Below are 23,006 nucleotides of genomic sequence, written 5' to 3'. Positions count from 1 at the left end.
CCGGCCGGGCAGGTTGTCAGAGAGGTTGGAATGACCAGACCCAGTTGGGCACCGGAAGGCATCGACCTGGACCGTCCCAGCGCTTCCCGAGTCTACGATTATTTCGTCGGAGGTACACACAACTTCGACATAGATCGTGAGCTCGCCCGCCAGATCGAGGCGCTCACACCGAATGTCGCCCACACCATGCGCGCCAACCGGGAGTTGCTACGCCGGATCGTGCGGTATCTGGTCGAGGACGCCAACGTCATCCAGTTCCTGGATCTCGGCTCCGGAATTCCGACCGTCGGTAATGTGCACGAGGTCGCGCAGGAGCGCAATCCGGAGGTGAACGTCGTCTATGTCGACGTCGATCCGGTGGCGGTCGAGCACAGCCGGGCCCTGCTGGACGGCAACCCGCGCGTGGCGGTGGTGCACGCCGATATCGCCGATCCCGATGCGCTGCTGCACGATCCACTGGTCACCGGTCTGCTGGACTTCGAGCGGCCGATCGCGGTGCTGCTGATGGGTGTGCTGCACTTCCTGCCCGACGCCGCCGATCCGGCGGGCGCGGTGGCCCGGTTGCAGGAGGCGGTGGTGCCGGGCAGCTATCTGGCCATCAGCCACGCCACCGCCGACGGCCAGCCCGAGGAGGTGCTCGCGGCGCAGCGGTTGTCCGGGCGCACCGCCACCGAGATCGTGCCGCGGTCCAAGGAGGAGATCGGCGGCTACTTCCACAACTGGACGCTGCTGGAACCCGGGCTGGTCCATCTGCCGCTGTGGCGGCCGGATCATGCCGAGGAGGTGGGCGCGCACCCGCGCGATTCCGGCGCGTTCGGCGGTCTGGCTCGCAAACGGTGACGATCGCCGGTGCCGCCGAAGGGTTTTCGCGCATCGGGTGGACGCCGGGGCGGGGTGCGACTGTAAGGTGTGCACGCTGTCTCGAGCAATTGGAAGGACTGTGGTGCGTACACCTTTGCTGATGGTTGTGTTCGGTCTGGCGGTGGCCGCCGGGGGCGGCGGCGCGGTGGCGGTCGCCGGCGCGGCGCCGGTGATCCATGCCGCCCCGATCTCGGAGCCGGTGGTGCTGGGCTCCGACGACGACGGGCACGCGGTGAACCTGACCGTCGGCCAGGAGCTGGCGATCGCGCTCCCGGACAACCCGTCGACCGGATACCGTTGGCAGCTGGGCGATCTCGACCAGAACGTGCTGCGCCTCGACGGTGATCCGCAGTCGCGCGCCAACCCGGCCGGTGGTTTCGTCCCCGGCGGGCCGGATCAGACGGTGTGGACGTTCGCGGCCGAGGCGCCCGGCACCACCACGTTGACGCTGGTGTCGGCGCGGCCGTGGGAGCCGGGGGCGACCGGGCCGCACTACTCGCTGACGGTCACGGTCAAGTAGCGGACAGTGGGCGCGGGCCGGGTCCGTATCACGAATCGACACCTGAATTGTCGGTTTCGTCCCACGTGTCCCGGCCGCCACTCGAGAATCTGACCAGCAGCAGCTGCGGAAGTCCCTCACAGCGTTTTGTCCTCGACACTCGGCCGGGCACCGGCCGGGCTGTCCGGGCATGGACAGAGAGGTCGGATTCCATGAGTAGCATGCGTTCGCTGGCCCGTCTCACGTGGCTGGCGGTCTTCGCCGGGGCGATGGCGGCCGAGCTCCTCGGCGCCACCGTCGCCCGCGCCGATCCGTTGTGGCCCGGCGGCCCGGACATCCCGGGTGTGCCGGCGTTGATCCCTGGTCCGGCGACGGAGCCGGGGCCACCGATGGACCCGGACCAGCCCGGCGCTCCGGTGCCGCCGCCACCGCCGCCGCCCTGGTTCGCCGGGCCGCCGGCGCCGGTCACCGCCCCTTGCTCCGAGGCGGCCCGGGGCTGTATGCGATTGTCCACCAACGAGGCCTGGCTGATGGACAACGGCCGGGTGACCTTCGGGCCCACGCCGATCTCCCACGGGCGGCCGGGCTACGAAACGCCGCCGGGGGTGTTCCCGGTGGCGTTCAAGAAGGAATATCACTGGAGCACCATGCACAATGCCGAGATGCGGTACGCGATCTTCTTCAACGGGGACATCGCCACCCACATCGGCCCGATCGAGGAACAGTCGCACGGCTGTATCCGTATGACACCCGATGGCGCGCAGGCATTCTTCGACTATCTGAATCCCGGCGACATCATCGAGGTGGTGCCGTAGTCACGGCACGTGTCCGTGCCGATCGGCCGACCGGCCGGTAACGTCCGCTGGGGTTGGCGGGCGCACACCGGCCGTGTCAGGTTGATCGGCATGGACGTGATCGAGATGCATCGGCGGGCGGCCGACCATTTCGGCGCCCGGATCGACCGGGTCGGCGCGGGCGAGTGGGATCTGCGCACGCCGTGCACCGAATGGGATGTGCGAGCGCTGGTGGATCACGTGGTGGGCAATCATCGCCGGATGGCGGGGTTGCTGCACGGCCGCCCGTTCGAGGCGGTCGACGACGAACCGCATCGGACCTGGCCGGTCGTGGTCGCGGCGGTGCGTTCCGGCTTCGTGGTGCCCGGCGCGCTGGATCGGACCGTGCCGTTGCCGTTCGGCGGCGAGGGCACGGTCACGGATCTGCTCCTCGTCCTCACCGCCGATCTCGCCACCCACACCTGGGATCTGGCCCACGCCGTCGGCGCCGACGAGGCACTGGACACCGACCTGGTGGCCGCGCTGCTGCCCGCGATCGAGCGGGCCCAGCCGGCCATGACGGCCAGCGGCAGGTTCGCGCCTCCGCTGCCGGTGTCCGATACCGCGGGCCCGCAGCACCGGCTGCTGGCGCTACTGGGCCGCCGCATGGAGTCCTGAGGCGTTGGGCGGGATCAGCTCTCCAGGAAGTCGAGTAGTTCGCGGGTCAGGACCTCCGGTTGCTCCTCGGCGAGGAAGTGACCGCAGTCCGGCAGGGCGCGACCGCGGACATCGTCGGCGTACTCGCGCCAGATGTCCAGGGTCGGAAGCGATCCCAGCAGGCCCTCGGCGCCCCACAGGGCCAGCACCGGCACGGTGAGGCGGCGGCCCGCCGCGGCATCGGCGTCGTCGAGTTCGGCATCGGCCGGGAACGAGGCGCGGTAGTCGTCGAATCCGGCGCGCAGCGCGCCCGGGGCGGAGAAGGCGCGCACGTATTCGGCGATCGCCTCCGGTGGCAGCCCGGCCCGCTGAAAGGTCCAGCGCTCGAAGAAGAATCCGAGATAGGCGGCAATGTCCTTGCCCGCCAGCAATTCCGGCAGATCCGGTTGCAGATGGAACAACCAGTGCCAATAGCCGCGCGCCACCAGCGTGTCCATCCGCTGCCAGACCGCGCGGGTGGGGGCGATGTCCAGCACCGCCAGCCGGGTCACCTCCGCCGGACGGTCCAGTGCCCAGCGGTGCGCGACGCGCGCGCCGCGATCGTGCCCGACCACGGCGGCGGTGTCGAGGCCGAGAGCGCCCAGCAGCGCGGACATGTCGGCGGCCATGGTGCGCTTGTCGTAGCCCTCGCGGGCCTTGTCGCTGCGGCCGTAGCCGCGCAGGTCGGGGGTGATCACGGTGTGGGTGCGCGACAGCGGCTCGATCAGGTGCCGCCAGCAGTACGAGGTCTGTGGCCAGCCGTGCAGCAGCACCAGTGCGGGGCCGTCGCCGGATCGGGTGTGGTGAATCCGAATTCCGTTGACGGACACGGTCTCTTCTACCCTGTTCATACCCTCACACGGTAATCGCGAGTGCCCCGGCCGTGCCGATCCGGCGGTGGGCGTGCCGATCCGCCGGCGCACACGAGTGGGGCGCGGTCCGCCGTAGCGGGCCGCGCCCCTGGTTCGCCACCGCGTGTGTCGGCTAGGCCGTGGAGGCCGCGGGCTCCGGGGTTTCCTCGGCGGCCGTGGGCTCGTCGGGGGTGGGGGTTTCCTCGATGGGCGCCGGCGCCGGTGCCGCCGGTGTGCGGACCGAGGGCAGGAAGGCGTAGGCCAGGCAGATCAGCCCGAAGAACAGATAGCCCAGCGAGACCTTCGGGGCGGCCGCCCAGGCGACCTCGGTCGCGTGGATGAGGCCGACGAAGGCCAGGATCGCGCCGATGCCGGAGGCGATCGCCGCCGAGATGAACTTCTTGTCGAGCACGAAGGTCACCACCGCGCCGAGCACCAGGCCCGCCAGCACGCCGCCGTTGCCGAGGGTCTTCAGGCCGCTGTAGACCACACCGGCCTGGCCGAGCGCGTCCATGCCGACCTTGTCCGCGGTGGTGCCCGCGGCGGACAGCACGTTGTCCATCTGCCCGGTCGCCCATTCCGCGATATTGGGCAGCAGCGCCGCCACCACCGCGACCGCGTGGATCTTCGGCACGGTCTGGAACGCCTGGGCGCCGATCAGCAGGCCGATGTAGAGCAGGATCGGCACGATCGCCGGGGTCGGCAGTACGGTGGCGAGCAGGCCGAACAGGCCCAGCAGGCACATCGCGCCGATCACGACGCCGCTGGCCAGCGAGTAGCCGGTGCGCCCGCCCGCGTCCTTCCAGCCGGGGTGGCCGATGTAGACCGCCGGCGGGAACGGCGAACCGAAGGCGGAGCCGATGATCGCGCCGCAACCGTCGGCCAGCAGCACGCTGCGCAGGTTGTAGCTGTCACCCGCGGCCGAGGCGCTCTCCACGTTGCTCATCGCCTCGGTGAAGTTGTAGACGCCCAGCGGAATCGCGGTCGCCAGCAGCGGTGACAGGTTGCGCAGGCCGTCCCAGAGCAGATGCAGTTGCAGCGTCGGCAATCCCACCGCGACGTCGTGCGCGGCCTTGGTGACCTCCGGCACCGACATGTAACCGCCGATCCAGCCGATCGCGGTGCCGACCAGCAGCGCCACCAGGCCGATGGGCAGATTGCCGGGCAGCTTCACATCGGTGAAGAAGCCGATCAGCAGGATCGCCAGCACCGGCAGGCCGATCCAGGCGGCATCCCAGATCTGCGCCGCGGGCCGCATGGCGATGAAGGTGATCGAGATGCCCGCCAGCGTGCCGAGCATCGCCGCGCGCGGGGTGACCCGGCGGATGAACGGGCCCACCACCGCGCCGATCATGACGATCACGCCGATCATGAATGCCCAGGCCAGACCCGCCGACCAGGCCTTCATCGGATCGCCGGTCTTCAGGAAGATCGGCAGCATGACGACGAACACCACGATGAACATGTGCGGCACGCTGGGCCCGTAGGGCAGCGCGGTGACCGTGTCGCGGTTCTCGCGGCGGGCGAGGCGGCGGGCCAGCAGCATGTAGTACAGGTTGCCGAGCACCAGCGCCACACCCAGCGCGGGCAGCGTGGTGCCGAGCACGTCGTGACTGGGGATCTTGACGACCGCGATCGACAGGGTGGTGAGGGTCAGGACATTGACCAGGATGTTGAACGAGAGACCGAAGAAGGCATTGGTGTCCCCGCGCGTCCACCACGGAAGTGACAGGCGGGCAACGGGACTGGGTGTATCGGGGATTTTCGTGTCGACGGACATCGGAGTTCCTGTCATCGGGCCGAGGCGCTGCCGGCGGCGGTGGGGATGAGTGCGGTGACGACCGCGGCCGAGTCGGCGACCCAGCCGAATATGCCGCCCTGGGCGGCGATCATGTCCAGCCCGACGCGCTGGAATTCGGGGAAATACGAACCGACGCAATCGGAGACGACCAGGCAGCGATAGCCCCGGTCGTTCGCCTCGCGCACGGTCGTGTGCACACACACCTCGGTGGTGACGCCGGTGACGAGCAGGGTCTCGATCCCGTCGCGTTGCAGCACCTCCGATAGTTCGGTGGCGTAGAACGCGCCCTTGCCGGGCTTGTCGATCACCACCTCCCCCTCGATCGGCGCCAGCTCGTCGACGATGTCGTGGCCGTACTCGCCGCGGATCAGGATCCGGCCGAACCGGCCCGGATCGCCGATGCGCTGGGAAGGGTTGCCGCGCAGCAGTTTCGCCGGCGGGCAGTCGGACAGGTCGGGCTCGTGGCCCTCCCGGGTGTGGATCACCGGGACCCCGGCGGCGCGCGCCGCGGCGATCAGGCCCGCGAGCGGTTCGACGACCGCCTGTAGCAGTGCGACGTCGTTGCCGAGACTCTCGCCGAAGCCGCCGGGGAGCAGGAAGTCGCGCTGCATGTCGATCACCAGCAGCGCGAGAGTGCCGGGGTCGAAGGCGAATTCGGTGGGCCGGGCCGCGATGGTCCCGGTCGCAAGTGGTTCTGCTGCGGTCATCGTGTTTCCTTCTGTACGAGCCGGAGGGTGGGCGCTGCGGTGGGCGTGTCGTCGTGGACGGCGCGCGGCTCGTCGAGAATCCGGGCGGCCACCGAGAGCACCAGATCGTCGGCGAGCGCGGGTCCGAAGACCATCGCCGACGCGGGGCGGCCGTCGGAGGTGGTACCCACCGGCACCGCGATCGCGGTGAGGTCCAGCAGGTTTCCGAAATGGGTGTAGTGACCCAGGACGGTGTTGGTCGCGATGGGGTCGGCGAGCACCTGCTCGACGGTGAAGGTGGTGCCGATCGTCGGCATCACGACCACGTCGAATCCGGACCACATCCGGGCCACCACCGAACGCAGCCGCTGCAACGTCTGGTGCGCGCGGAACACGTCGATGGCGTCGAAACGGTAACCGGTGTTGAGGATCTCGCGGATCACCGGCAGCACCGAGTCGGGATGTTCGCTGAGGAAGGTGTCGAACTCCACCAGCCGCTCGGCGACCCACGGTCCCGCGTAGAGCAGTTCACCGGCGTCGAAGAACGGCTTCGAGTCGATCTCCACCCGGTCGAAGCCCAACCGGCCCAACTGTTCCCGGAACGCCAGATGCGCCGCGCGCACCGGTTCGTCGCCGAAGAACTCCAGCTCCGATTCCGGCGGCAGGCCCACCCGGATCGGGCCGCCGCCGAACGACGCGCCACGGGGGCGGCTCCACGGATCGTCGGGGTCCTCGGCGGCGATCACGTCGAAAACCCGGTCCAGATCGTCGATCCGGGTCGCCATCAGGGTCAGGCAGTCCAGTGATTTGCAGGCCGGTACCAGCCCCACCGTGCTGATCAGCCCGCGCGACGGTTTCCAGCCGACGATGCCGTTGAGTGCGGCAGGCACCCGCCCGGAACCGGCGGTGTCGGTGGCCACACAGAACGGCACCTCACCGAGCGCGACCGCCAGCGCCGAACCGGAACTGGAGCCGCCGGAGATCATGTTGCCGCCGAAGACGCTGCGCGGGATGGGATACGGCGTGCGGGTGCCGTTGAGGCCGGTGGCGAACTGGTCGAGATTGGTCTTGCCGACGAACAGCGCGCCCGCGTCCAGCAGCCGCTGCACCGCCGGCGCGGTTTCGGTTGCGGTGTAGGCGAAGTCGGGGCACGCGAGCGTGGTGGGCCAGCCCGCCACATCGATGCTGTCCTTGACGCCGAACGGGACGCCGTACAGGGGCAGCGTGCGCGCGCCCGGCCGCCGTTCGATCTCGGCGGCGGCCGCGAGTAACCGATCCCGGGGCACCGGGGTGATCCAGGTGCCGTCGCCGCCGCGGGCCGCGATCGCGTCCGCGACCCGTGCGGCGGTCTTCGTCGGGGAGCCACTGCCACTTTCGTGCGAGGCGAGAATCTCCGCCACGCTGGGGCCGGAAGTTTGCATCTGTCGATTGTCGACAGAATGTGTGAATCCGGAAGGCCCGCCGTGTATCGGCCGTGTTAGATCTCGAGTTCCAGATAGACCAGTTCGCCGTGCTGTTGCAGGGCCTGGTACGCGACGGCCGGGTCGTTGGACTCCAGGGCGGTGAGTAGTTCCGTATGGCGTCGAATGCCGTTGTAATGGGACGTCTTCCGGGCCTCTTCGCGGATATTGCGGGCCATCGGCAGCTGGAGCTTCAGCAGGATCGGCTCGTAGGCGAGGTCGAGTTGCCGGTTGCCGGCCAGGGCCACGATGGCGGTGTGGAAGCGCCGATGGGCGTTGTCCCGCTCCAGGTCGTCACCGCGTTCGTCGGCGGCCCGCATCTCCTCGAGCGCGGCGCGCACCGCGTGCAGCGGATCGCCGTCCGGCGGCAGCGGGAAGGCGCGCTCGACCGCGTGCCGCTCCAGCACCCGCCGCAGTTCGAACAGTTGCAGGATGTCCGTCGACGACCAGACCGCGACCCGGAATCCGCGCCGGGGCAGATGGTCGATCAGGCCTTCCTGGGCCAGCAGCCGCAGCGCCTCCCGCACCGGCGCGCGGCTGGTCCCCAGCCGCGCGCACAGCGTCTCCTCGACGATGCGCGCGCCGGGCTCGAACTCGCCGCTGAGTATCTCGGACCGCACGTACCGCGTCGCCATCTCGACCAGGCTCGGTGGGAGCACGGCCACGTCCATCGAGAACCTCATGAGACGAGTGTACGAACGGCATGATCAGCGTCGCTGTGAGAAGTATTCCCCGAAGAAGAGGGCCGGGCCCGCGGCCGCGGCGATGCCGCCCAGTAGCCAGAACCGCACGACCACCGTCGACTCCGCCCATTTGCTCAGTTCGAAATGGTGGTGGAACGGCGCCATCTTGAACAGCCGGCTGCGCGTGGTCCGGAAGACCACCACCTGCAACAGCACCGACAGCGCCTCCGCGACCAGCACGGCACCGACGATGACCATCAGCAGTTCGGTGTGGGTGGTGATGGACAGTCCCGCGATCAGCCCGCCCATGGCCTGGGATCCGGTGCCGCCCAGCAGGATCCGGGACGGCGCCGCGTTCCACCAGAGGAACCCGGCGCACGCCGCCGCGGCTGCCGCGCTGATCAGCGCCAGATCCAGCGGGTCGCGCACGTGGTAGCAGCCGGGGCACGGCATGGCCGAGCAGGCCTTGTCGTACTGCCAGAAGGTGATCACGACGTAGGCCCCGAGTGCGAACACCAATGTGCCGGTGGCCAATCCGTCCAGTCCGTCGGTCACGGCGACCGCGCCGGACCAGGCCGTCACCAGGAAGCTCACCCCGATCAGGAACGCCACCAGGCCGACCGACACCGTGGGAATGTCGCGGGCGTAGGAGATGTGGCGGGTGGCGGGGGTCATCCCGTCGGCGCCCGGGAAGCGCAGCGCCAGCAGCCCGAACACCACAGCGGCGACGATCTGCAAGGCGGCCTTGCCCGCACCGGTGAGACCGAGGTTGCGCCGCTTGCGGATCTTGATGCTGTCGTCGAGGAATCCGACCGCGCCGAGCGCGGTGGCCAGGCCCAGCACCAGCAGTCCGGTCGCGGACGGTCCGGGGGTGTGCAACCGGACGACGACCAGGTGTGCGCCCAGATAGCCGGCCCAGATTCCGGCGAGGATCGCGAGGCCGCCCATGGTCGGAGTGTCGCGTGCGGCACTGTGCACCGGCGGCCCGCCGACGGGCACCCGCACCCGTTCGGCGTTGCGCCGCCGGGTGCCCGTGACCACGAGTGCGCGGGTCACCGCCATCGACACCACGACCGCGATTGCCGCCGCGAACAGGATCTGCCGCATCGCCTCTTTACCACCGAGCTGAACCGGCCGTCCGCGACGACCTCGCGCGCACGCGCGCTCGGGTCAGCTTAACGGGCGGCGCTCCGACGGGCGAATCCCCCTGAGGGGTTGCCGATGAGGGGAAACCCGCTCCCGGCCATCCGGTTTCATCGCCGCTTCCGGATGGCCCGGCGTGGCGAATGCGTGGCGATCACCGTCGCCGCGACTGTCCGGGCGGCGCCGCACCCGTCGGCGGCCCTGCCGCGATACCTGTCCGCGCATCAACCGGGAGGCCGGAAATGATATGCCGCAAGGTATCTCGGTCGCCCGCTCACACCCAGCCGCGCCCGTCGCGCGCGACGAGTTCGTCAGCGGCGGCGGGACCGGGTGTGCCGGCGGCGTAATGCAGTGGGGCGCTGCCGGATTCGGACCAGGCGGTGAGGATCGGCTGTACCCACGCCCAGGCGGCCTCGACCTCGTCGCGGCGCATGAACAGGGTCGGGTCGCCACGCAGCACATCGCCCAGCAACCGGGCGTAGGGCCCGGGGGACAGCAACCCGGAACGCCCCGTGGCGCCGAGCGATATCGGGACCGGTTGCAGCCGTAGGTCACCGGGGCCGGGTTGCTTGCCGACCAGTTGCAACTCGACGCCCTCGTCCGGTTGCAACCGTAGTACCAGCCGGTTCGGCGGCAGCGCGGCCGGTGACACTCCGGGAAAGATCGAGTGCGGCACCCCGCGCAGCTGCACTACGATCTCGGCGGCGTGCCGATCCAGGCGTTTGCCCGTCCGCAGGTAGAACGGCACCCCGGCCCAGCGCCAGTTCCTGATCTCGGCCTTGCAGGCCACGAATGTCTCGGTGTCGCTGGGCCTGCCGCCGAGTTCGTCCGTGTAGCCGGGGACCGGGCGGTCGTCCACGATGCCGGCGGTGTACTGGCCGCGCACGGTCGCGCGCGCCACCTCGGCGCCGGTCAGCGGGGCGAGCGCGCGCAGCACCTCCAGCTTGCGGTCGCGCACGGCCTCCGGGTCCAGCCGGATCGGCGGTTCCATCGCGACCAGGCACAGCAGTTGCAGCAGATGGTTCTGCAACATGTCGCGCGCGGTGCCGGAGTCGTCGTAGTAGCCGACCCGCCCACCGACGCCCAGGGATTCGCTGACGGTGATCTGCACGTGGTCGATCGCGGCGGAATTCCACAGCGGCTCGAACAGGGCGTTGGCGAAGCGCAGCGTCAACAGGTTCTGGACGGTCTCGGTGCCCAGATAGTGGTCGATGCGGAAGGTCCGGTCCTCGGCGAAGGCCGAGGCGACCTCGTCGTTGATCCGGCGCGCGGAGGCGAGGTCGTGGCCGATCGGCTTCTCCAGCACGACCCGGGCGCCGGAATTGATCAGCCCCCAGCGGCGCAGGCTCCGGCAGATCGGGCCGAAAAGGTCCGGCGCGCAGGCCAGATAGAACACCCGGGTGCGGCCGCTGTCGGCCAGCGCGACCACCAGGTCCCGCCATGCCTGTTCCTCGGTGGTGAACCGGCCGCCGACATCCAGGGTGATGTGGTGCAGCCGTCGCACGAAGGATGCGACGGCACGGGGATCGGCGGTGCCGGGCGGTAGCGAATGGCCCAGTTCGCCACTGATCTTCACCCGATAACCCACATCCTCCAGCCCGGCGCGCGACACCCCGATGATGCGGGTGTCACGCGGCAGCAGGCCGTCGCGATCACGGAGGTACAGCGCGGGAATCAGTTTGCGGAGCGCGAGATCACCGGTGCCGCCGAACACGACGATGTCGCAGGGGCCGATCCGAGATGAGGCCGACATCGCGGACTCCTTCGAATTAAACGTGTGATTCAACACACAAACCCTAGTCCGACTTTTGTTCTCTAGCAAGCCAACTTTGGTTCGGTAAAGACCTAACTACCGACTAAGGTGTCCTGAACACGCCGGATACAGTGTTCGGTGAGGATGCGCGAGTCGCACCGGGAAGGAACGCGATGGGTCGGCCGATGGTCACGCCCGGGGTCTCGGTGGGTGATGTGCTGGAGCTGATCCGCGGGCGTGCCGTCGTGACCCGCGCCGATCTGCGCCGGCTCACCGGGCTCTCGCGTACCGCCGTCACACTGCGCGTGGAGCAGCTGCTCGACCACGGGCTGGTCACCGAACGCGCCGAGGGCGGTTCCACCGGCGGCCGGCCGCCGGCGCGGCTGGCGTTCAATTCGGAATCCGGTGTGGTGTTCGCGGTTTCGCTGGGTGCGGGCCGATCGCAGGTCGCGGTGTGCGATCTGGCGGGCGCGGTGCTGGCCGAATCCGAATTCGCCACCGTCGGCCGCACCGAACAGGTACTGGTCGCCGCCGCCGATCAGCTCGACACCCTGCGCGAGCAGCTGCCCGCCGACCGGGTGGTGTACGGGGTGGGCGTGGGTGTGCCGTCCGCGGTGGACGTGGCCACCGGGCACAGCATGAGCCTGAGCACCGGCCCGGGACGTGGTGATATCGCGGTGGCCGAATTCCTCGCCGACCGGTTCGGGGCGCCGGTGCTGGTCGACAGCGACGTGAACGTGCTGGCCCTCGCCGAGCAGGCCCGGCACCCGGAGGTCCGGGATCTGCTGGTGCTCAAGGCTTCCACCGGCATCGGCGCGGGCATCATCGCCGGCGGCCGGTTGCAGCGCGGCGCCTGGGGCGGGGCCGGTGAGATCGGCCACATCAAGGTCGCCGGCGCCGAGCAGCGGCAGTGCCGCTGCGGCGACCGCGGCTGCCTGGAGACCGTCGCCGCGGGCTGGGCGGTGCTGAAAGAGCTTGCCGACCAAGGGAAATCGGTGGCGAATCTGCACGAGCTGAACGAGCTGGTGCGGGCCGGGGATTCCGACGCGCTGCGGCTGGTGCGCGAGGCGGGCCGCCGGATCGGCGAAGTGGTCGCGGCGGCGGTGAATCTGCTCAATCCGGCGGTGATCGTGGTGCGCGGCGATCTCTCGCACACCGCCGAACCGCTGGTCGCCGGGTTGCGGGAGCGGATCTATCAGCAGTCCTCGGCGCTGGCCACCCGGTCGCTGCGCATCGAGCCGGGCAGCGCCGAGGCCCCCACCGGCGTCCAGGCCTGTGCCGCCATGATTCTCGATCAGGTGCTGGCGGCGCCGTCGGTGAACGCCCGGCTCGGCGGCGTGCCGGTCTGAGGCACGAAGTCACCTGCCGGGCAGCGCCTTCACGAGGTGCACCAGCCGATAGCCCGGCACCGGGGTCCGCCCGGTCTCGCGATACCCGAACCGGTGGTAGAGGCGGAGATTCGCGGGACTGTGCTCGCCGGTGAACAGGCGCAACTCGGTGATCCCGGCGGGCAGCCGGGTTTCGACGGCGGTGAGCAGCGCGGACCCGAGCCCCTGCCCGTGCAGGTCGGGCGCCACGGTCAGCCGCCCGAGATGACCGACGGTGCCGTCCACTCGAATTCGCACCGCGGCGACCAGCCGGGCGGCGGCGCGGACGCCGAAGCCCAGCACCTGGGGCCGGGCGAGTTCGTCCAGCAGTTCCGGCAGCGTCTGGGTCAGCGGCGGCAGTGACAGATCGCCGTGGGCGCGGGCCTCGGTCACGTAGGCGGCGCGTTGCAGGGTCAGGATCTCCCCGGCGTCGGCCGGGCCGAGCGGGATCGCGTGCGGTGTCACGGAATTCAGCCTAGGAACCCGGTCCAGCGAATTTCCCGGTCGTTCAGTCGGTCCGGGTCGCGGCGACGAAGATCGAGCGGTCCAGGGCGTTCTTCTGGATCTTGCCGGACGGGCCCTTGGGCAGCTGATCGAGCACCGCGTACAGCCGCGGCACCTTGTAGGCCGACAGCTGCCGCTTGGTCCACTCGCGCAGTGCGGCGGGATCGAAGTCCGCGCCATGGCGCAATGCCAGTGCGGCGGCGACCTGTTCGCCGTAATGGTCGTCGGGCACGCCGACCACGGTGGCCTCCACGATGTCGGGGTGCTGATACAGCACCTCCTCCACCTCCAGCGGATACACGTTGTAGCCGCCGTGGATGATCATCTCCTTGACCCGGCCCGCGATCCGCAGATCGCCGTCGGCGTCGAACACCCCCAGATCGCCGGTGCGCAGCCAGCCGTCGTGCAGCGCCTCGGCCGTCGCCTCCGGCCGGTTCCAGTAGCCCTTGGTCACCACCGGGCCGCGGAGGAAGATCTCACCGGTCTCCCCGGCGGGCAGCTCGTTGCCGTCGAAATCGCGCACCACGATGTCGATTCCGGGCAGCGGACGGCCCACCGACCCGACCTTCACCGGCCGGTCCGCCGGCTGATACGTGGCGGCGCTGGTGGTTTCGGTGAGGCCGTAGCCCTCGCTGATCGCGCAGCCGAAGCGTTTCTCGAAGGCGCGCAACACCTCTCCGGGCAGTGACGCGCCCCCGGAGGAGGCCTGCCGCAGCCCGGTGAAGTCCGCCGGATCGATGTCGTCGGCGGCGGCGCGCAGCATCGCGTTCCACATGGTCGGCACACCGGTGATGAAGCTGAGCCGATCGCGGCCGATCATCGCCAGCATCCGTTCGGGATCGAAGCGCGACAGCAGCGACAGGCTGCCGCCGGAACGCATCGCGGTGCCCAGCACACACGCCTGGCCGAAGACGTGGAACAGCGGCAGCGCGGTGCCACTGCGGTCGTCGGGGGTGATGTCGAAGACGGTCCGGAACGCGTCCGCGCAGGCGAGGAAGTTGCCGTGGGTCAGCTGCGCGCCCTTGGGGCGGCCGGTGGTGCCCGAGGTGTAGATGATGGTCGCCGTGTCGTCGTCGGCGGCGGGATACGGCAGTATCGCCGGTCCGGCGGGCAGTCCCGCCAGGCCCGGACGCAACGCGCGGTACGGCACGCCGAGGGCCGCGGCCACCTGCTCCGGCGCGGGGGTGACGGCATGCCAGCCCAGCACCCGCCGAGACCCCGGTGTCCCGGGCGAGGTACTCCAGTTCCGGGGCCGGGGCCATGGTGTTCGCGGTGACCGCGATGGCCCCCGCGGCGTGGATGCCGTAGTAGCCCGCCGCGAATTCCGGCACCGACGGCGCGACGAACAGCACCCGGTCACCGGGCCCGACGCCGTCGGCGGTGAGCTGCCCGACCACGGCCGTGACGTGGGCGCGCAGCTCGGCATAGGTCCAGCCGGCGCCGTCGTCCCCGCGCAGTGCGATCCGGTCCGGATCGCGGTCGGCGTGTTCCCAGATGGCGGCGGCGGTGTTGGACATGCAGGTCACTGTACTATCGAAGTTGACGCCAGGTTCATAAAAATCTGAAAACCTCTGCGCCACAGCAACAATTGCCGGAGGGGGTACCGTGGGTGCGTGTCCCAACCCGCCGGGAGCGCCGCCCGACCTGCCGGAAGCGCCGCAGAGCCCCGCCGCATCACCCCGCGCACCCGCCGCGGGGTCCGGACGCGCGCGGCGCTGATCACCGCCGCGCGCGAGGTGTTCGAACGCGACGGCTACCTCGATGCCAAGATCTCCGACATCGCCCGCGCCGCCGACCTCGCGTCCGGGTCGTTCTACACCTATTTCGACGGCAAGGAGGAGATCTTCGCCGCCGTCCTCGAGCAGGTGCAGGAGGAGATGCTGCATCCGCACATCCGCGATCGGACCGGCGTCACCGATCCGATCGCGCTGATCGAGGCCGCCCACCGCGAGTACCTGCTGTCCTACAAACGCAATGCCCGGCTGATGGCGGTGCTCGAGCAGGTCGCGCAGGTCGACGAGAACTTCCGGCGGCTGCGCACCGAGCGGGCCGACGCCTTCGTGCGGCGCAATGCCGCGATGATCCGCGCGTTGCAGGTGTCCGGGCGGGCCGCACCCGACCTCGATCCGCAGATCACCGCGCTGGCGCTGTCGGTGATGGTGAGCCGCACCGCCTACTCGGTGTTCGTGAACAACCGGCGCATCTCCTTCGAGAAGTTGCTGACCACCCTCACCCAGCTCTGGGCGAACGCCTTGCAGCTGCAACCCGAATCGGCCGTCGACGGCGTGTCCCCGGGCCTCTAGGCTCGGGGGCACCTAGTCAACACGTTGCATAGGGAGGTCCTGATGCATCCGTTCCGCGCCGCCGTGGAGGCACACGACGCGGCCGCGATCGAGGCGACGCTCGCCGAGTCGGTCGTGTTCACCAGCCCGGTCGCCTTCCATCCGTATACCGGGCGGGCGATCACCGCGGCCAGCCTGCGCGGTGTCCTGCGGGTGTTCGAGGATTTCCGGTACGTGCGCGAGATCGCGTCCGCGGACGGGCGCGACCTCGCGCTGCTGTTCGAGACCGTCGTCGACGGCAAGCGGATCAGCGGTTGCGACTTCCTGCATCTGGACGAGACGGGCCGCGTCGACGAGCTCACCGTCATGGTGCGGCCGCTGTCGGGTGCCACCGCGCTGGCCGCGGCGATGGGTGCGCAGTTCGAGCGCATCCAGGCCGAGGCGGCCGAGCAACTGCTGCGCGAGGGTGCGGGCGCCTGAGGGCCCCGCGTCGTACTTGACTTCGAATTCGGATTCGATGACCCTGAGGGGCGCGGATCCCCGAGAGAAGGAGACACCCATGTCGGAACCGGTCGTGGTGGTGGCGACGATCGTCGCGAAGCCCGGTGAGGAGGCGGCTGTCGAGAAGGCGGTGGCCACCGCGCAGGAAGCGGTGCACGCCGAGCCCGGCTGCCTGCTGTACGCGTTCCATCGCAACCTCGGCAAGCCCGGCGAGTACATCATGGTCGAGAAGTGGGAATCGCAGGAGGCGCTCGGCGTGCACGGCAAGGGCCAGGCGCTGCGCGAGCTGGGCAAGGCGCTGGCCGATATCCTCGCCGCACCGCTGGACGTCCAGGTCCTCGCGCCCGTCCCCAACGGCGACGCCGGCCTCGGCGCACTCTGACCCGATCCACGGGAACAGGTTTCGCATGACGAAGACTCAGCAGGTGCGCCTCGCGCGACGGCCGATCGGGTTGCCCGATGCGGACACCTGGACCGTGACCACCGAGGAACTGCCCGCGCTCACGCCCGGGCAGTTCCTGGTGAAGATCGACTACATCTCCCTCGACCCGGCCATGCGCGGCTGGCTCGACGACGTGCGCTCGTACCTGCCGCCGGTCGGTCTGGGTGAGGTCATGCGGTCGATGGATATCGCCACCGTGGTGGCGTCGGAGCATCCCGGCTTCGCGGTGGGCGACACGGTGTCCGGCACGTTCGGCGTCACCGAATACGCCGTCACCGACGGCGCCGACGTGCAGCGGGTGGACCTCGCCGTCGCCTCCGGGCCCACCTGGCTGGGTGCGCTCGGAATGCCCGGCATGACAGCCTATTTCGGGCTGCTCGAGGTCGGGCGGCTGCGACCGGGGGAGACCGTGCTGGTGTCGGCGGCCGCCGGTGCCGTCGGCAGCGTCGTCGGCCAGCTGGCGAAGGCCAAGGGCGCCACCGTGATCGGCATCGCCGGTGGTCCGGAGAAGTGCGGGGTGCTGACCGAGGAATTCGGCTTCGACGCCGCGATCGACTATCGCAACGAGAACGTGCTGCGGCGGATCCGCGCGCTCGCTCCCGGCGGCATCGACATCTACTTCGACAATGTCGGCGGCGACATCCTCGAGGCCGCGCTGGCCAATTTGCGCCGCGGCGCCCGGATCGTGCTCTGCGGCGCGATTTCCGCCTACAACGCCGAGAAGTTGCCACCGGGACCCAGCCGCTACATGTCGCTGCTCGTATTCCGGGCCTCGATGACCGGCTTCGTGGTGTTCGACTACGCCGATCGCTACGGCGAAGCGGTAGCGGAGATTTCGCGGCTGCTGGCCGACGGTGCGATGACGGCCCGCGAACATGTGGTCACCGGTGGCGTCGCCGACTTCGGCGACACTCTCGGCATGCTGTTTCGTGGCGCAAACACCGGGAAACTCGTACTGGCGCTGTAAATTCCGCACCGGAGGCAGGTCCCGACCGCGCCCGGGACCTGCCTCCGCGCGCGAGGTCCGGCGTCAGGCGTCCAGGCCGCGGAGGAAATCGAGCAATGCGGCGGTGACCTCCGCGGCCCGTTCCTGTTGGATCCAGTGCCCGGCCCCCTCCAGGATGACGGTGCCGCGCAGATCGGTGAGGATCTTTGCGAGCCTGCCGAGCGGGGTGAACGCGATGACCGGATCGGCCGACCCCGCGACGAACAGCGACGGGCAGTCGATCGTCGCGCCGGCGAGATGTTCGCTGAGCTCCCAGTTGCGATCCAGATTGCGGTAGTAGTTCAGCCCGCCGGTGAAGCCCGTCGCGGTGAAGGTGTCGACGTAGTGGTCCGCCTCGGCCGGTGACAGCCAGCTCGGGACCGCTCCCTCGGCCGGGAGGTCGGCGATGTCGCGGAGATTCACCACACCGTCGAGCAACAGCGTGCGCCGCACATCCGAGGCCAGGACCGCGTCCGCCACGCCAGGCTCCTGGAACCAGACCATGTAGAAGTCGTCGCCGAGCCGGGACCGGAAGATGCGCAGCGGCGGCAGTTTCGACCGCGGGGTGGCCGGAACGCTCAGCCCCGCCACCGCCCGCACCCGCTCGGGGTACATCAGCGCGAACTGCCACACCACCGAGGCGCCCCAGTCGTGCCCGACGAAGACGGCGTCCTGCGCGCCGACGGCGTCCAGCAGCCCCGCCAGATCCGCGCACAGCGTCGGCATGTCGTAGTCCTCGATGCGCTCCGGCCGCGAGCTGCCGCCGTAGCCGCGCATATCCGGGGTGAGCGTGCGATACCCGGCGTCGGCGAGCGCGAAAACCTGATGCCGCCAGGAGAATCCGAGCTCGGGGAAGCCGTGGCAGAAGACCACCGGCGGCCCGGAGCCGTGCTCGACCACCCGGAGTTCGATCCCGTTGGTGGCGACGGTACGGCTGCCCAGCCGCACCCAGTCGTCGACGATGGTCCGGGTCTCCACTGCTTCATCACCTCGCGGAATCGGCGGATTCCGACCCATTCAAGCACGACCCCCGGACATGGTCGGCGTCCGGCGCGCCGGGCTTGGTTGAATTGTCCGTTTAATCCGAATGGTAGCCGAATTGCCTTCGGCGGCTGCCGATCACGCTCGATGGCCGCGGCTAGACTCGGCGCGGTGACTCCGTCCGGACCCAGGTGCGCCCTGCTGCTCGTCGCCCTGATCGGCGCGCTGTCGGCGGCGCCCGGCGCGGCGCACGCGGACAGCGCGGGCGCCGGCGGCGACATCGCCGTCGCACAGACCCTCGGCGATCGGGAGCTCACCGTGACCCTGCGCCGGGTCACCTCCGTGCCCGGCCCGCTGCGGGTCGACATCGTCACCCACGCCGGGGTCGCCGCGGGCCGCCTGCGACTGGCCGTCACCCCCACCGGCGCCGCCACCACCGCGATCTCACCCGCCCCCGGCGTGGCCACCGCGCACACCACGATCGACCTCGGCGGCACCCCGGGCATGGTCTCCGCGACCGTGCCCGTCGACCGGGCCGGTCCCTGGGAACTGGCCGTCGACGACGGCGCCCGTGTCGCCCGCATCCCGTTCCTCGTGCCCGCCCAGGTCACTTCGCCCCCGGAACGGCTGGTGTACTGGGGTTTCCTCGCCGCCGGCGTCCTGCTGCCGGTCACCGTGCTGGTCGCGGTCCGAGCCCGCCGCACGGGATGGGCGCTGCTCCCGGGCGCGGGGACGGTCGCGGGAGTGTCGGTGGCGATCACCGCGGCGGTGCTGTCGGCCACCCTCCCGCTGCCACCCCAGCCCGGTCTGCATCTGGACCCCGGCGTCGACAATGTCACCCACCCCTACGCGTCGGCCCGCCCGCAGATCGCCGACTACTCCCGGCCCCCGGTCCTGCTCACCGTGACCGCCGCCCCCACCGCCGCGGGCACACCCACCGACCTCGGGCTGGCCCTCGTGGACGCCGCCACCGGAACCCCGGTCGACGATCTGGTCGTCCACGACGAGGCCCTGATCCACCTGCTGATCGCAGGTCCGCGCGGCGAGCTGTGGCACCTGCACCCCATCCGCACCGCCCCCGGCCGCTACGAGGTCCCGCTGACCCCGCCCGGCCCCGGCCGCTACGCCGTCTCCGCCGAACTGGAACGCCGCGGCGGCGGCATCCACCTGGTCCGTGCCGCAACAGGTCTGCTGATCCCGTCCGCCACACCCTCGGAACCCGTTGCCCCCGTGCCGATCCTGAGCGGCACCACGCGCGCGGCCACCGCCGGCCCGGCAACCCTGGCCGTCACCGCCGCGACAGCCGGGACCCCGATCACCGTCACCGCCACCTTCGGCGACACCCCGGACCTGCAACCCTGGCTGGGCATGGTCGGCCACATGATCGTCGCGGGCCCGCTACCCGCCGACGCCGATCTCGGCACCGCCGTCCAGCAGGCCCCGATCTGGGGCCACGCCCACTCCATGGGCGGCCCGGTCGCCATGCCCGGCATGAACCACTCGAATCTCGCTGTCCCGCAGGTTGTTCCGGCCCCCACGCCGTCGACGGCAGCTCATCCCGGGGACGAGCCGATGGGGCCGATGCCGGGAATGCTCCCGCCGTCCGGCACATCGACGCCTGGCTCCGGCGGCGATCGGGTCGGCCCGATGCCGGGTGCGACCGGGACGCCCGGTGGATCGACGCCCGGCACCACGGGCGACTCGGCTCCGGGAATGGCGGATATGGGCACCGGGAACGCGATGCTGATGCCTCCGGTGAACGGTGAGAGCGGTCCCGACGAAACCGTGGCGGCCTACGGCCCCGGCGTGCCGTTCACCTTCGTCTTCCCGCTGCCGGGCCGATACCGGGTGTGGATCCAGGTCGAGCGGAACTACGCGGTGCTCACGGTGCCGTTCGTGATCGACGTGGCGGGACCGGGAGGACAGCCGTGACCGGATGGACTCACTGTTGTTCGGCCGGGCGGACCGCCATGATGGAGCCCAGGTATGTCACGGCGAGTGTGCTGCCCCGGCACCGGGTTCCGTCGGATCGGACGCCGCCGGCAATCGGGCGGCAGGAGGCCTGGTATGAGGTTTGACGGGATGCGTTCTCGGGCAGTCGAATTCGGCAGGGATATGTGGACGCGGCGACGGCCCGCGGTGGTCGGCGGGGTGCCGGCGGTCGTGGTCGTGGTGGTCGTGGTGTGGTGGTTGTGGCCGCAGTCGGCGGGACCGCTCGAAATGCACGCGGGTACGCCGGAGCGGATCGTGACCGTCACCGTGGAACGGCCGCGGCTCGGGTCCTCCGATATCGCGATCGCGCTGGCCGATCGGGAGGGAAAAGCGGTGGAGGGGGCCGTGATCCGGATCGACGCGGTGGATCCGCGGATGGGGATGGCCGAGGCGCCGGTGACCGCCGTCGCCGCCGGGAGCGGCCGGTATCTGGCCGCCGCGGTGCCGTTCATGTCGACCGGGCAGTGGGAGTTGCGCATGACCGTCGACGACACCGGGACGCTGGTGCTGCCGGTGTGGATCGGCGGCTGACCGATGCTGTGCTGTAGGGAGTTCCGACCAGGAAGGGGCCTCATCCGATGACCTCCATACCGTTCGACGCGGCCGTCGGCCGGGCGGACCCGGGCAGCCGGGTCGCCGACACCGCGGATATCGCGGCCGGCGCCGGCGCCTGGGCGGTGCTGCTGGGCACCGTCGTCACCGTGGTCGGCATCAGCTGGGACATCCAGTGGCACAACGAGGTCGGGCCGGACACCTTCTTCACGCTGCCGCATCTGTTCCTGTATTCCGGCAGCGCCATCTCCGGTTTCGCCAGTCTGGCGATGGTGGTGCGGGCGACCGCGGCGCAACGGGCGGGACGTCCGGTGCCGTGGGCCGGCGGGGTGCCGGTGCGGGTGTTCGGCAGCACGCTCACCGCGCCGCTGGGGTACATGGTGTCCGGGGCCGGTGCGGCGTTGTTCCTGTTGTACGGGCTGTTCGATCTGCGCTGGCACGCCATCTACGGTTTCGACGCGGTGCTCAACACGCCCTCGCACGTGGCCCTGTTCCTGTCCATCTCCACCACGATGATCGGCAGCCTGATCGTCTTCGCTTCCCACCTCGGAAAACTGTGGGGCCGAATCGGTTTCGTGGTGGCGCTGGTGATTCTGATGGCCTTCGCCCCGGTGTCGGCGGACGCGTTGAACAACCTGTCGCTGCCGATCAACGCCGTGGTGGCGGGGGCGGTGCTGTTCGCCCCGCTGCTGTTGATCGTCGGCGCGGTGGTGCTGGCGCGGCCGTGGGCGGCGATCTGGATCGCGGTGGCGATGGGGGTGCAGCAGGGCGGGCTGTGGTGGTTCTCGCCGTGGGCCGCGCACACCTACGCCGCGGCGATCGGCCTCCCGCTGCGCGACGGATTACCCCCGCGCCCACCGACTTTCCCGGCGATGATGCCGATGTTCCTGATCGTCTCCGCCGTCCTGGCCGAACTGCTGCTGCGTCGTGCCCGCGCTCGCGGCACGGACCTCCGCACACCGCTGCTGCTGTTCGGCCCCATCTCCGGCGTTCTCACCGCCCTGGGCCTGGTACTGCAACGCTCCCTGACCGATTCGCTGGCCCACACCGGCGCCTCGGCGACGGCGATCCTCGCGCTGCTCGGCATCCCGCTGGGCCTGATCGCCGGATTCTTCGGCGGCCGTCTCGCCGCGATGCTGCGCAGCACGGCCCCGACCGGAGAAGGGGCATGATGCGCCCCGTTTCCCGAGGTTTGCGCCGCGCCGCCGTCCTGCTGTCCCTCGCGCTGCTGGCCCTGATCACCGCCGGTCCCGCGAACGCCTACGCCCCGGTCGACATCGTGCACACCGAACGTGTCCAAGCCGGCCCGTATCAACTCACCGTCGGGTTCTCCACCTGGCCGATCCGCGCGATGAAGTCCCTGGACTTCACCTTCATGCCCGACGGCGGCACAGCCGGAAAATCCGGCACCCTCACCATCCAGGGCCCGGCCGTCCGGAAGGGCCGCGCCACAACGACTCTCGTTCGCCACCCCCGAAAGCGAGATGCCTGGGGCCTGGACGTCCGCTCCCTGGACGCCCCCGGCACCTACACCTTCACCTTCGCCCTGGACGGCCCCGAAGGCCACGGCGTCGGCGTCCTCCCCGCCATCCAGGTTCTCGACCAGCCCGGCCCACCCCTGGCCTTCAGCTGGGTACTCGGCACCCTCCCCCTGTGGGGCCTGCTGATCTTCCTGGCCGTCGTCTGGCGCCGCACCCACCCCGGTGCCCGACCCCTGACCGTCTGAGCAACGCGGCCTTCCGCCCACCATGGAAGGCGGCAACTCCGAGCCGTGCTTCGATCCGCTGGAGGTCCATACAGGATTCGATGCGCATCCGGATCCGATCCGGAGTATCAATTCCCTGGACCTCGCGGCATCGGAGCAGATTCTGCTGGGCCTCTTCGATACGGCTTTCGGCGTTACCCTGGACTTCGAGGGTGTCCATGAATTCGTTGGCCGGGAATTTCATGCGCATGAGCGCTTTTCGGCGGGATCCGACGCGGCATTGTGCACCCACCTGGTGCAGGTGCCGCGTAGGGGGGATCGATCGTGAGCAGGTGTTCGGATATCAGCATCTGGTCGGCGGGGTCGTCGAGGTCGATCGCGTTGCCGAGTAACGACTGCGCCATGGTGATGTCACCGCATCAGGCCCGGCGTTCGTCCACATCGGGAGGGCCGGACCGGGATACGACGATCATCGCGAGGTGCTGTCGG

At 70.1% G+C, this 23,006-nt stretch carries 23 protein-coding genes and 1 pseudogene; 14 read left to right on the top strand and 10 right to left on the bottom strand.

The features are described 5' to 3' along the window. Positions 1 to 30 precede the first annotated feature (30 nt). The 4 genes from LBW94_RS38540 to LBW94_RS38525 all read left to right on the top strand — a co-directional run bounded on the left by LBW94_RS38540 (position 31) and on the right by LBW94_RS38525 (position 2,811). Positions 31 to 840: an SAM-dependent methyltransferase gene (locus LBW94_RS38540; RefSeq protein ID WP_225057866.1), complete on the top strand. Its 810-nt coding sequence runs from the start codon at positions 31 to 33 to the stop codon at positions 838 to 840. A gap of 121 nt (positions 841 to 961) precedes the next feature. Further along, positions 962 to 1,381, top strand: a complete 420-nt coding sequence (locus tag LBW94_RS38535) for a protease inhibitor I42 family protein (protein ID WP_225057867.1) — start codon at positions 962 to 964, stop codon at positions 1,379 to 1,381. Positions 1,382 to 1,572: 191 nt separating this feature from the next. Next, positions 1,573 to 2,175 carry a L,D-transpeptidase gene (locus LBW94_RS38530; protein ID WP_225057868.1) on the top strand — a complete coding sequence of 201 codons (603 nt, stop codon included), beginning with the start codon at positions 1,573 to 1,575 and terminating at the stop codon, positions 2,173 to 2,175. 90 nt (positions 2,176 to 2,265) lie between these two features. After that, positions 2,266 to 2,811 carry a TIGR03086 family metal-binding protein gene (locus LBW94_RS38525; protein ID WP_225057869.1) on the top strand — a complete coding sequence of 182 codons (546 nt, stop codon included), beginning with the start codon at positions 2,266 to 2,268 and terminating at the stop codon, positions 2,809 to 2,811. Between the two features lie 14 nt (positions 2,812 to 2,825). Here the strand turns inward: LBW94_RS38525 and LBW94_RS38520 are convergent, their stop codons facing one another. From LBW94_RS38520 to zwf, 7 genes are all read right to left on the bottom strand, one after another. After that, positions 2,826 to 3,680 carry an alpha/beta fold hydrolase gene (locus LBW94_RS38520; protein ID WP_225057870.1) on the bottom strand — a complete coding sequence of 285 codons (855 nt, stop codon included), beginning with the start codon at positions 3,678 to 3,680 and terminating at the stop codon, positions 2,826 to 2,828. Positions 3,681 to 3,813: 133 nt separating this feature from the next. Further along, positions 3,814 to 5,460, bottom strand: coding sequence for a regulator (locus LBW94_RS38515; protein WP_225057871.1), 1,647 nt, complete (start codon positions 5,458 to 5,460; stop codon positions 3,814 to 3,816). Between the two features lie 11 nt (positions 5,461 to 5,471). Further along, positions 5,472 to 6,188: a cysteine hydrolase family protein gene (locus LBW94_RS38510; RefSeq protein ID WP_225057872.1), complete on the bottom strand. Its 717-nt coding sequence runs from the start codon at positions 6,186 to 6,188 to the stop codon at positions 5,472 to 5,474. After that, positions 6,185 to 7,588 (bottom strand): allophanate hydrolase, encoded by a 1,404-nt coding sequence (locus LBW94_RS38505; protein WP_225057873.1) that lies wholly within the window; start codon positions 7,586 to 7,588, stop codon positions 6,185 to 6,187. Before LBW94_RS38505 ends, LBW94_RS38510 begins: the two co-directional genes overlap by 4 nt. A 56-nt stretch (positions 7,589 to 7,644) precedes the next feature. Next, the gene (locus tag LBW94_RS38500; RefSeq protein WP_225057874.1) at positions 7,645 to 8,310 is read right to left on the bottom strand and encodes a GntR family transcriptional regulator; all 666 of its coding nucleotides are present in this window, start codon (positions 8,308 to 8,310) and stop codon (positions 7,645 to 7,647) included. A gap of 24 nt (positions 8,311 to 8,334) precedes the next feature. Beyond that, positions 8,335 to 9,417 carry a phospho-N-acetylmuramoyl-pentapeptide-transferase gene (gene mraY, locus LBW94_RS38495; protein ID WP_225057875.1) on the bottom strand — a complete coding sequence of 361 codons (1,083 nt, stop codon included), beginning with the start codon at positions 9,415 to 9,417 and terminating at the stop codon, positions 8,335 to 8,337. 310 nt (positions 9,418 to 9,727) lie between these two features. Then, the gene (zwf, locus tag LBW94_RS38490; RefSeq protein ID WP_225057876.1) at positions 9,728 to 11,206 is read right to left on the bottom strand and encodes a glucose-6-phosphate dehydrogenase; all 1,479 of its coding nucleotides are present in this window, start codon (positions 11,204 to 11,206) and stop codon (positions 9,728 to 9,730) included. 173 nt (positions 11,207 to 11,379) lie between these two features. Here zwf and LBW94_RS38485 point away from each other — a divergent pair, with 173 nt between their 5' ends. Further along, positions 11,380 to 12,555: an ROK family transcriptional regulator gene (locus LBW94_RS38485; RefSeq protein WP_225057877.1), complete on the top strand. Its 1,176-nt coding sequence runs from the start codon at positions 11,380 to 11,382 to the stop codon at positions 12,553 to 12,555. Between the two features lie 9 nt (positions 12,556 to 12,564). Here LBW94_RS38485 and LBW94_RS38480 read toward each other — a convergent pair whose 3' ends face one another. Both LBW94_RS38480 and LBW94_RS38475 read right to left on the bottom strand, forming a co-directional pair. Then, a complete protein-coding gene (locus LBW94_RS38480; protein WP_225057878.1) occupies positions 12,565 to 13,038 on the bottom strand; it encodes a GNAT family N-acetyltransferase in 474 nt (157 codons plus the stop codon). Positions 13,039 to 13,081: 43 nt separating this feature from the next. Further along, positions 13,082 to 14,594 (bottom strand): annotated as a pseudogene (locus tag LBW94_RS38475) (class I adenylate-forming enzyme family protein). Positions 14,595 to 14,690: 96 nt separating this feature from the next. Here LBW94_RS38475 and LBW94_RS38470 point away from each other — a divergent pair. From LBW94_RS38470 to LBW94_RS38455, 4 genes are all read left to right on the top strand, one after another. Beyond that, on the top strand, positions 14,691 to 15,380 hold the full coding sequence (locus LBW94_RS38470; protein ID WP_323138036.1) for a TetR/AcrR family transcriptional regulator: 690 nt from the start codon (positions 14,691 to 14,693) through the stop codon (positions 15,378 to 15,380). Between the two features lie 42 nt (positions 15,381 to 15,422). After that, positions 15,423 to 15,839, top strand: a complete 417-nt coding sequence (locus tag LBW94_RS38465; RefSeq protein WP_225057879.1) for a nuclear transport factor 2 family protein — start codon at positions 15,423 to 15,425, stop codon at positions 15,837 to 15,839. A 79-nt stretch (positions 15,840 to 15,918) separates the two neighbouring features. Further along, positions 15,919 to 16,242, top strand: coding sequence for a putative quinol monooxygenase (locus LBW94_RS38460; RefSeq protein ID WP_225057880.1), 324 nt, complete (start codon positions 15,919 to 15,921; stop codon positions 16,240 to 16,242). Between the two features lie 25 nt (positions 16,243 to 16,267). Beyond that, positions 16,268 to 17,269, top strand: a complete 1,002-nt coding sequence (locus tag LBW94_RS38455; RefSeq protein WP_225057881.1) for an NADP-dependent oxidoreductase — start codon at positions 16,268 to 16,270, stop codon at positions 17,267 to 17,269. A 63-nt stretch (positions 17,270 to 17,332) separates the two neighbouring features. Here LBW94_RS38455 and LBW94_RS38450 read toward each other — a convergent pair whose 3' ends face one another. Beyond that, entirely contained in the window at positions 17,333 to 18,265 is a 933-nt protein-coding gene (locus LBW94_RS38450; RefSeq protein ID WP_416277041.1) for an alpha/beta fold hydrolase, read from the bottom strand. A gap of 174 nt (positions 18,266 to 18,439) precedes the next feature. On the opposite strand from LBW94_RS38450, the gene LBW94_RS38445 reads away from it, so the two are divergent. From LBW94_RS38445 to LBW94_RS38425, 5 genes are all read left to right on the top strand, one after another. Then, positions 18,440 to 20,200 (top strand): hypothetical protein, encoded by a 1,761-nt coding sequence (locus LBW94_RS38445; protein ID WP_225057882.1) that lies wholly within the window; start codon positions 18,440 to 18,442, stop codon positions 20,198 to 20,200. A gap of 150 nt (positions 20,201 to 20,350) precedes the next feature. Beyond that, a complete protein-coding gene (locus LBW94_RS38440) occupies positions 20,351 to 20,791 on the top strand; it encodes a FixH family protein (protein ID WP_225057883.1) in 441 nt (146 codons plus the stop codon). 47 nt (positions 20,792 to 20,838) lie between these two features. After that, a complete protein-coding gene (locus tag LBW94_RS38435; protein WP_225057884.1) occupies positions 20,839 to 21,984 on the top strand; it encodes a hypothetical protein in 1,146 nt (381 codons plus the stop codon). Beyond that, complete coding sequence (locus LBW94_RS38430) at positions 21,981 to 22,538, top strand: hypothetical protein (protein ID WP_225057885.1); 558 nt, start codon at positions 21,981 to 21,983, stop codon at positions 22,536 to 22,538. The genes LBW94_RS38435 and LBW94_RS38430 overlap by 4 nt, the downstream gene beginning before the upstream one ends. A 22-nt stretch (positions 22,539 to 22,560) precedes the next feature. After that, the gene (locus LBW94_RS38425) at positions 22,561 to 22,845 is read left to right on the top strand and encodes a hypothetical protein (RefSeq protein ID WP_225057886.1); all 285 of its coding nucleotides are present in this window, start codon (positions 22,561 to 22,563) and stop codon (positions 22,843 to 22,845) included. The last annotated feature ends 161 nt before the right edge of the window (positions 22,846 to 23,006 follow it).

This window comes from Nocardia sp. alder85J (assembly GCF_020176955.2).
Taxonomy (GTDB): Bacteria; Actinomycetota; Actinomycetes; order Mycobacteriales; family Mycobacteriaceae; genus Nocardia.
This window is presented reverse-complemented; position numbering and strand designations above follow the sequence as displayed.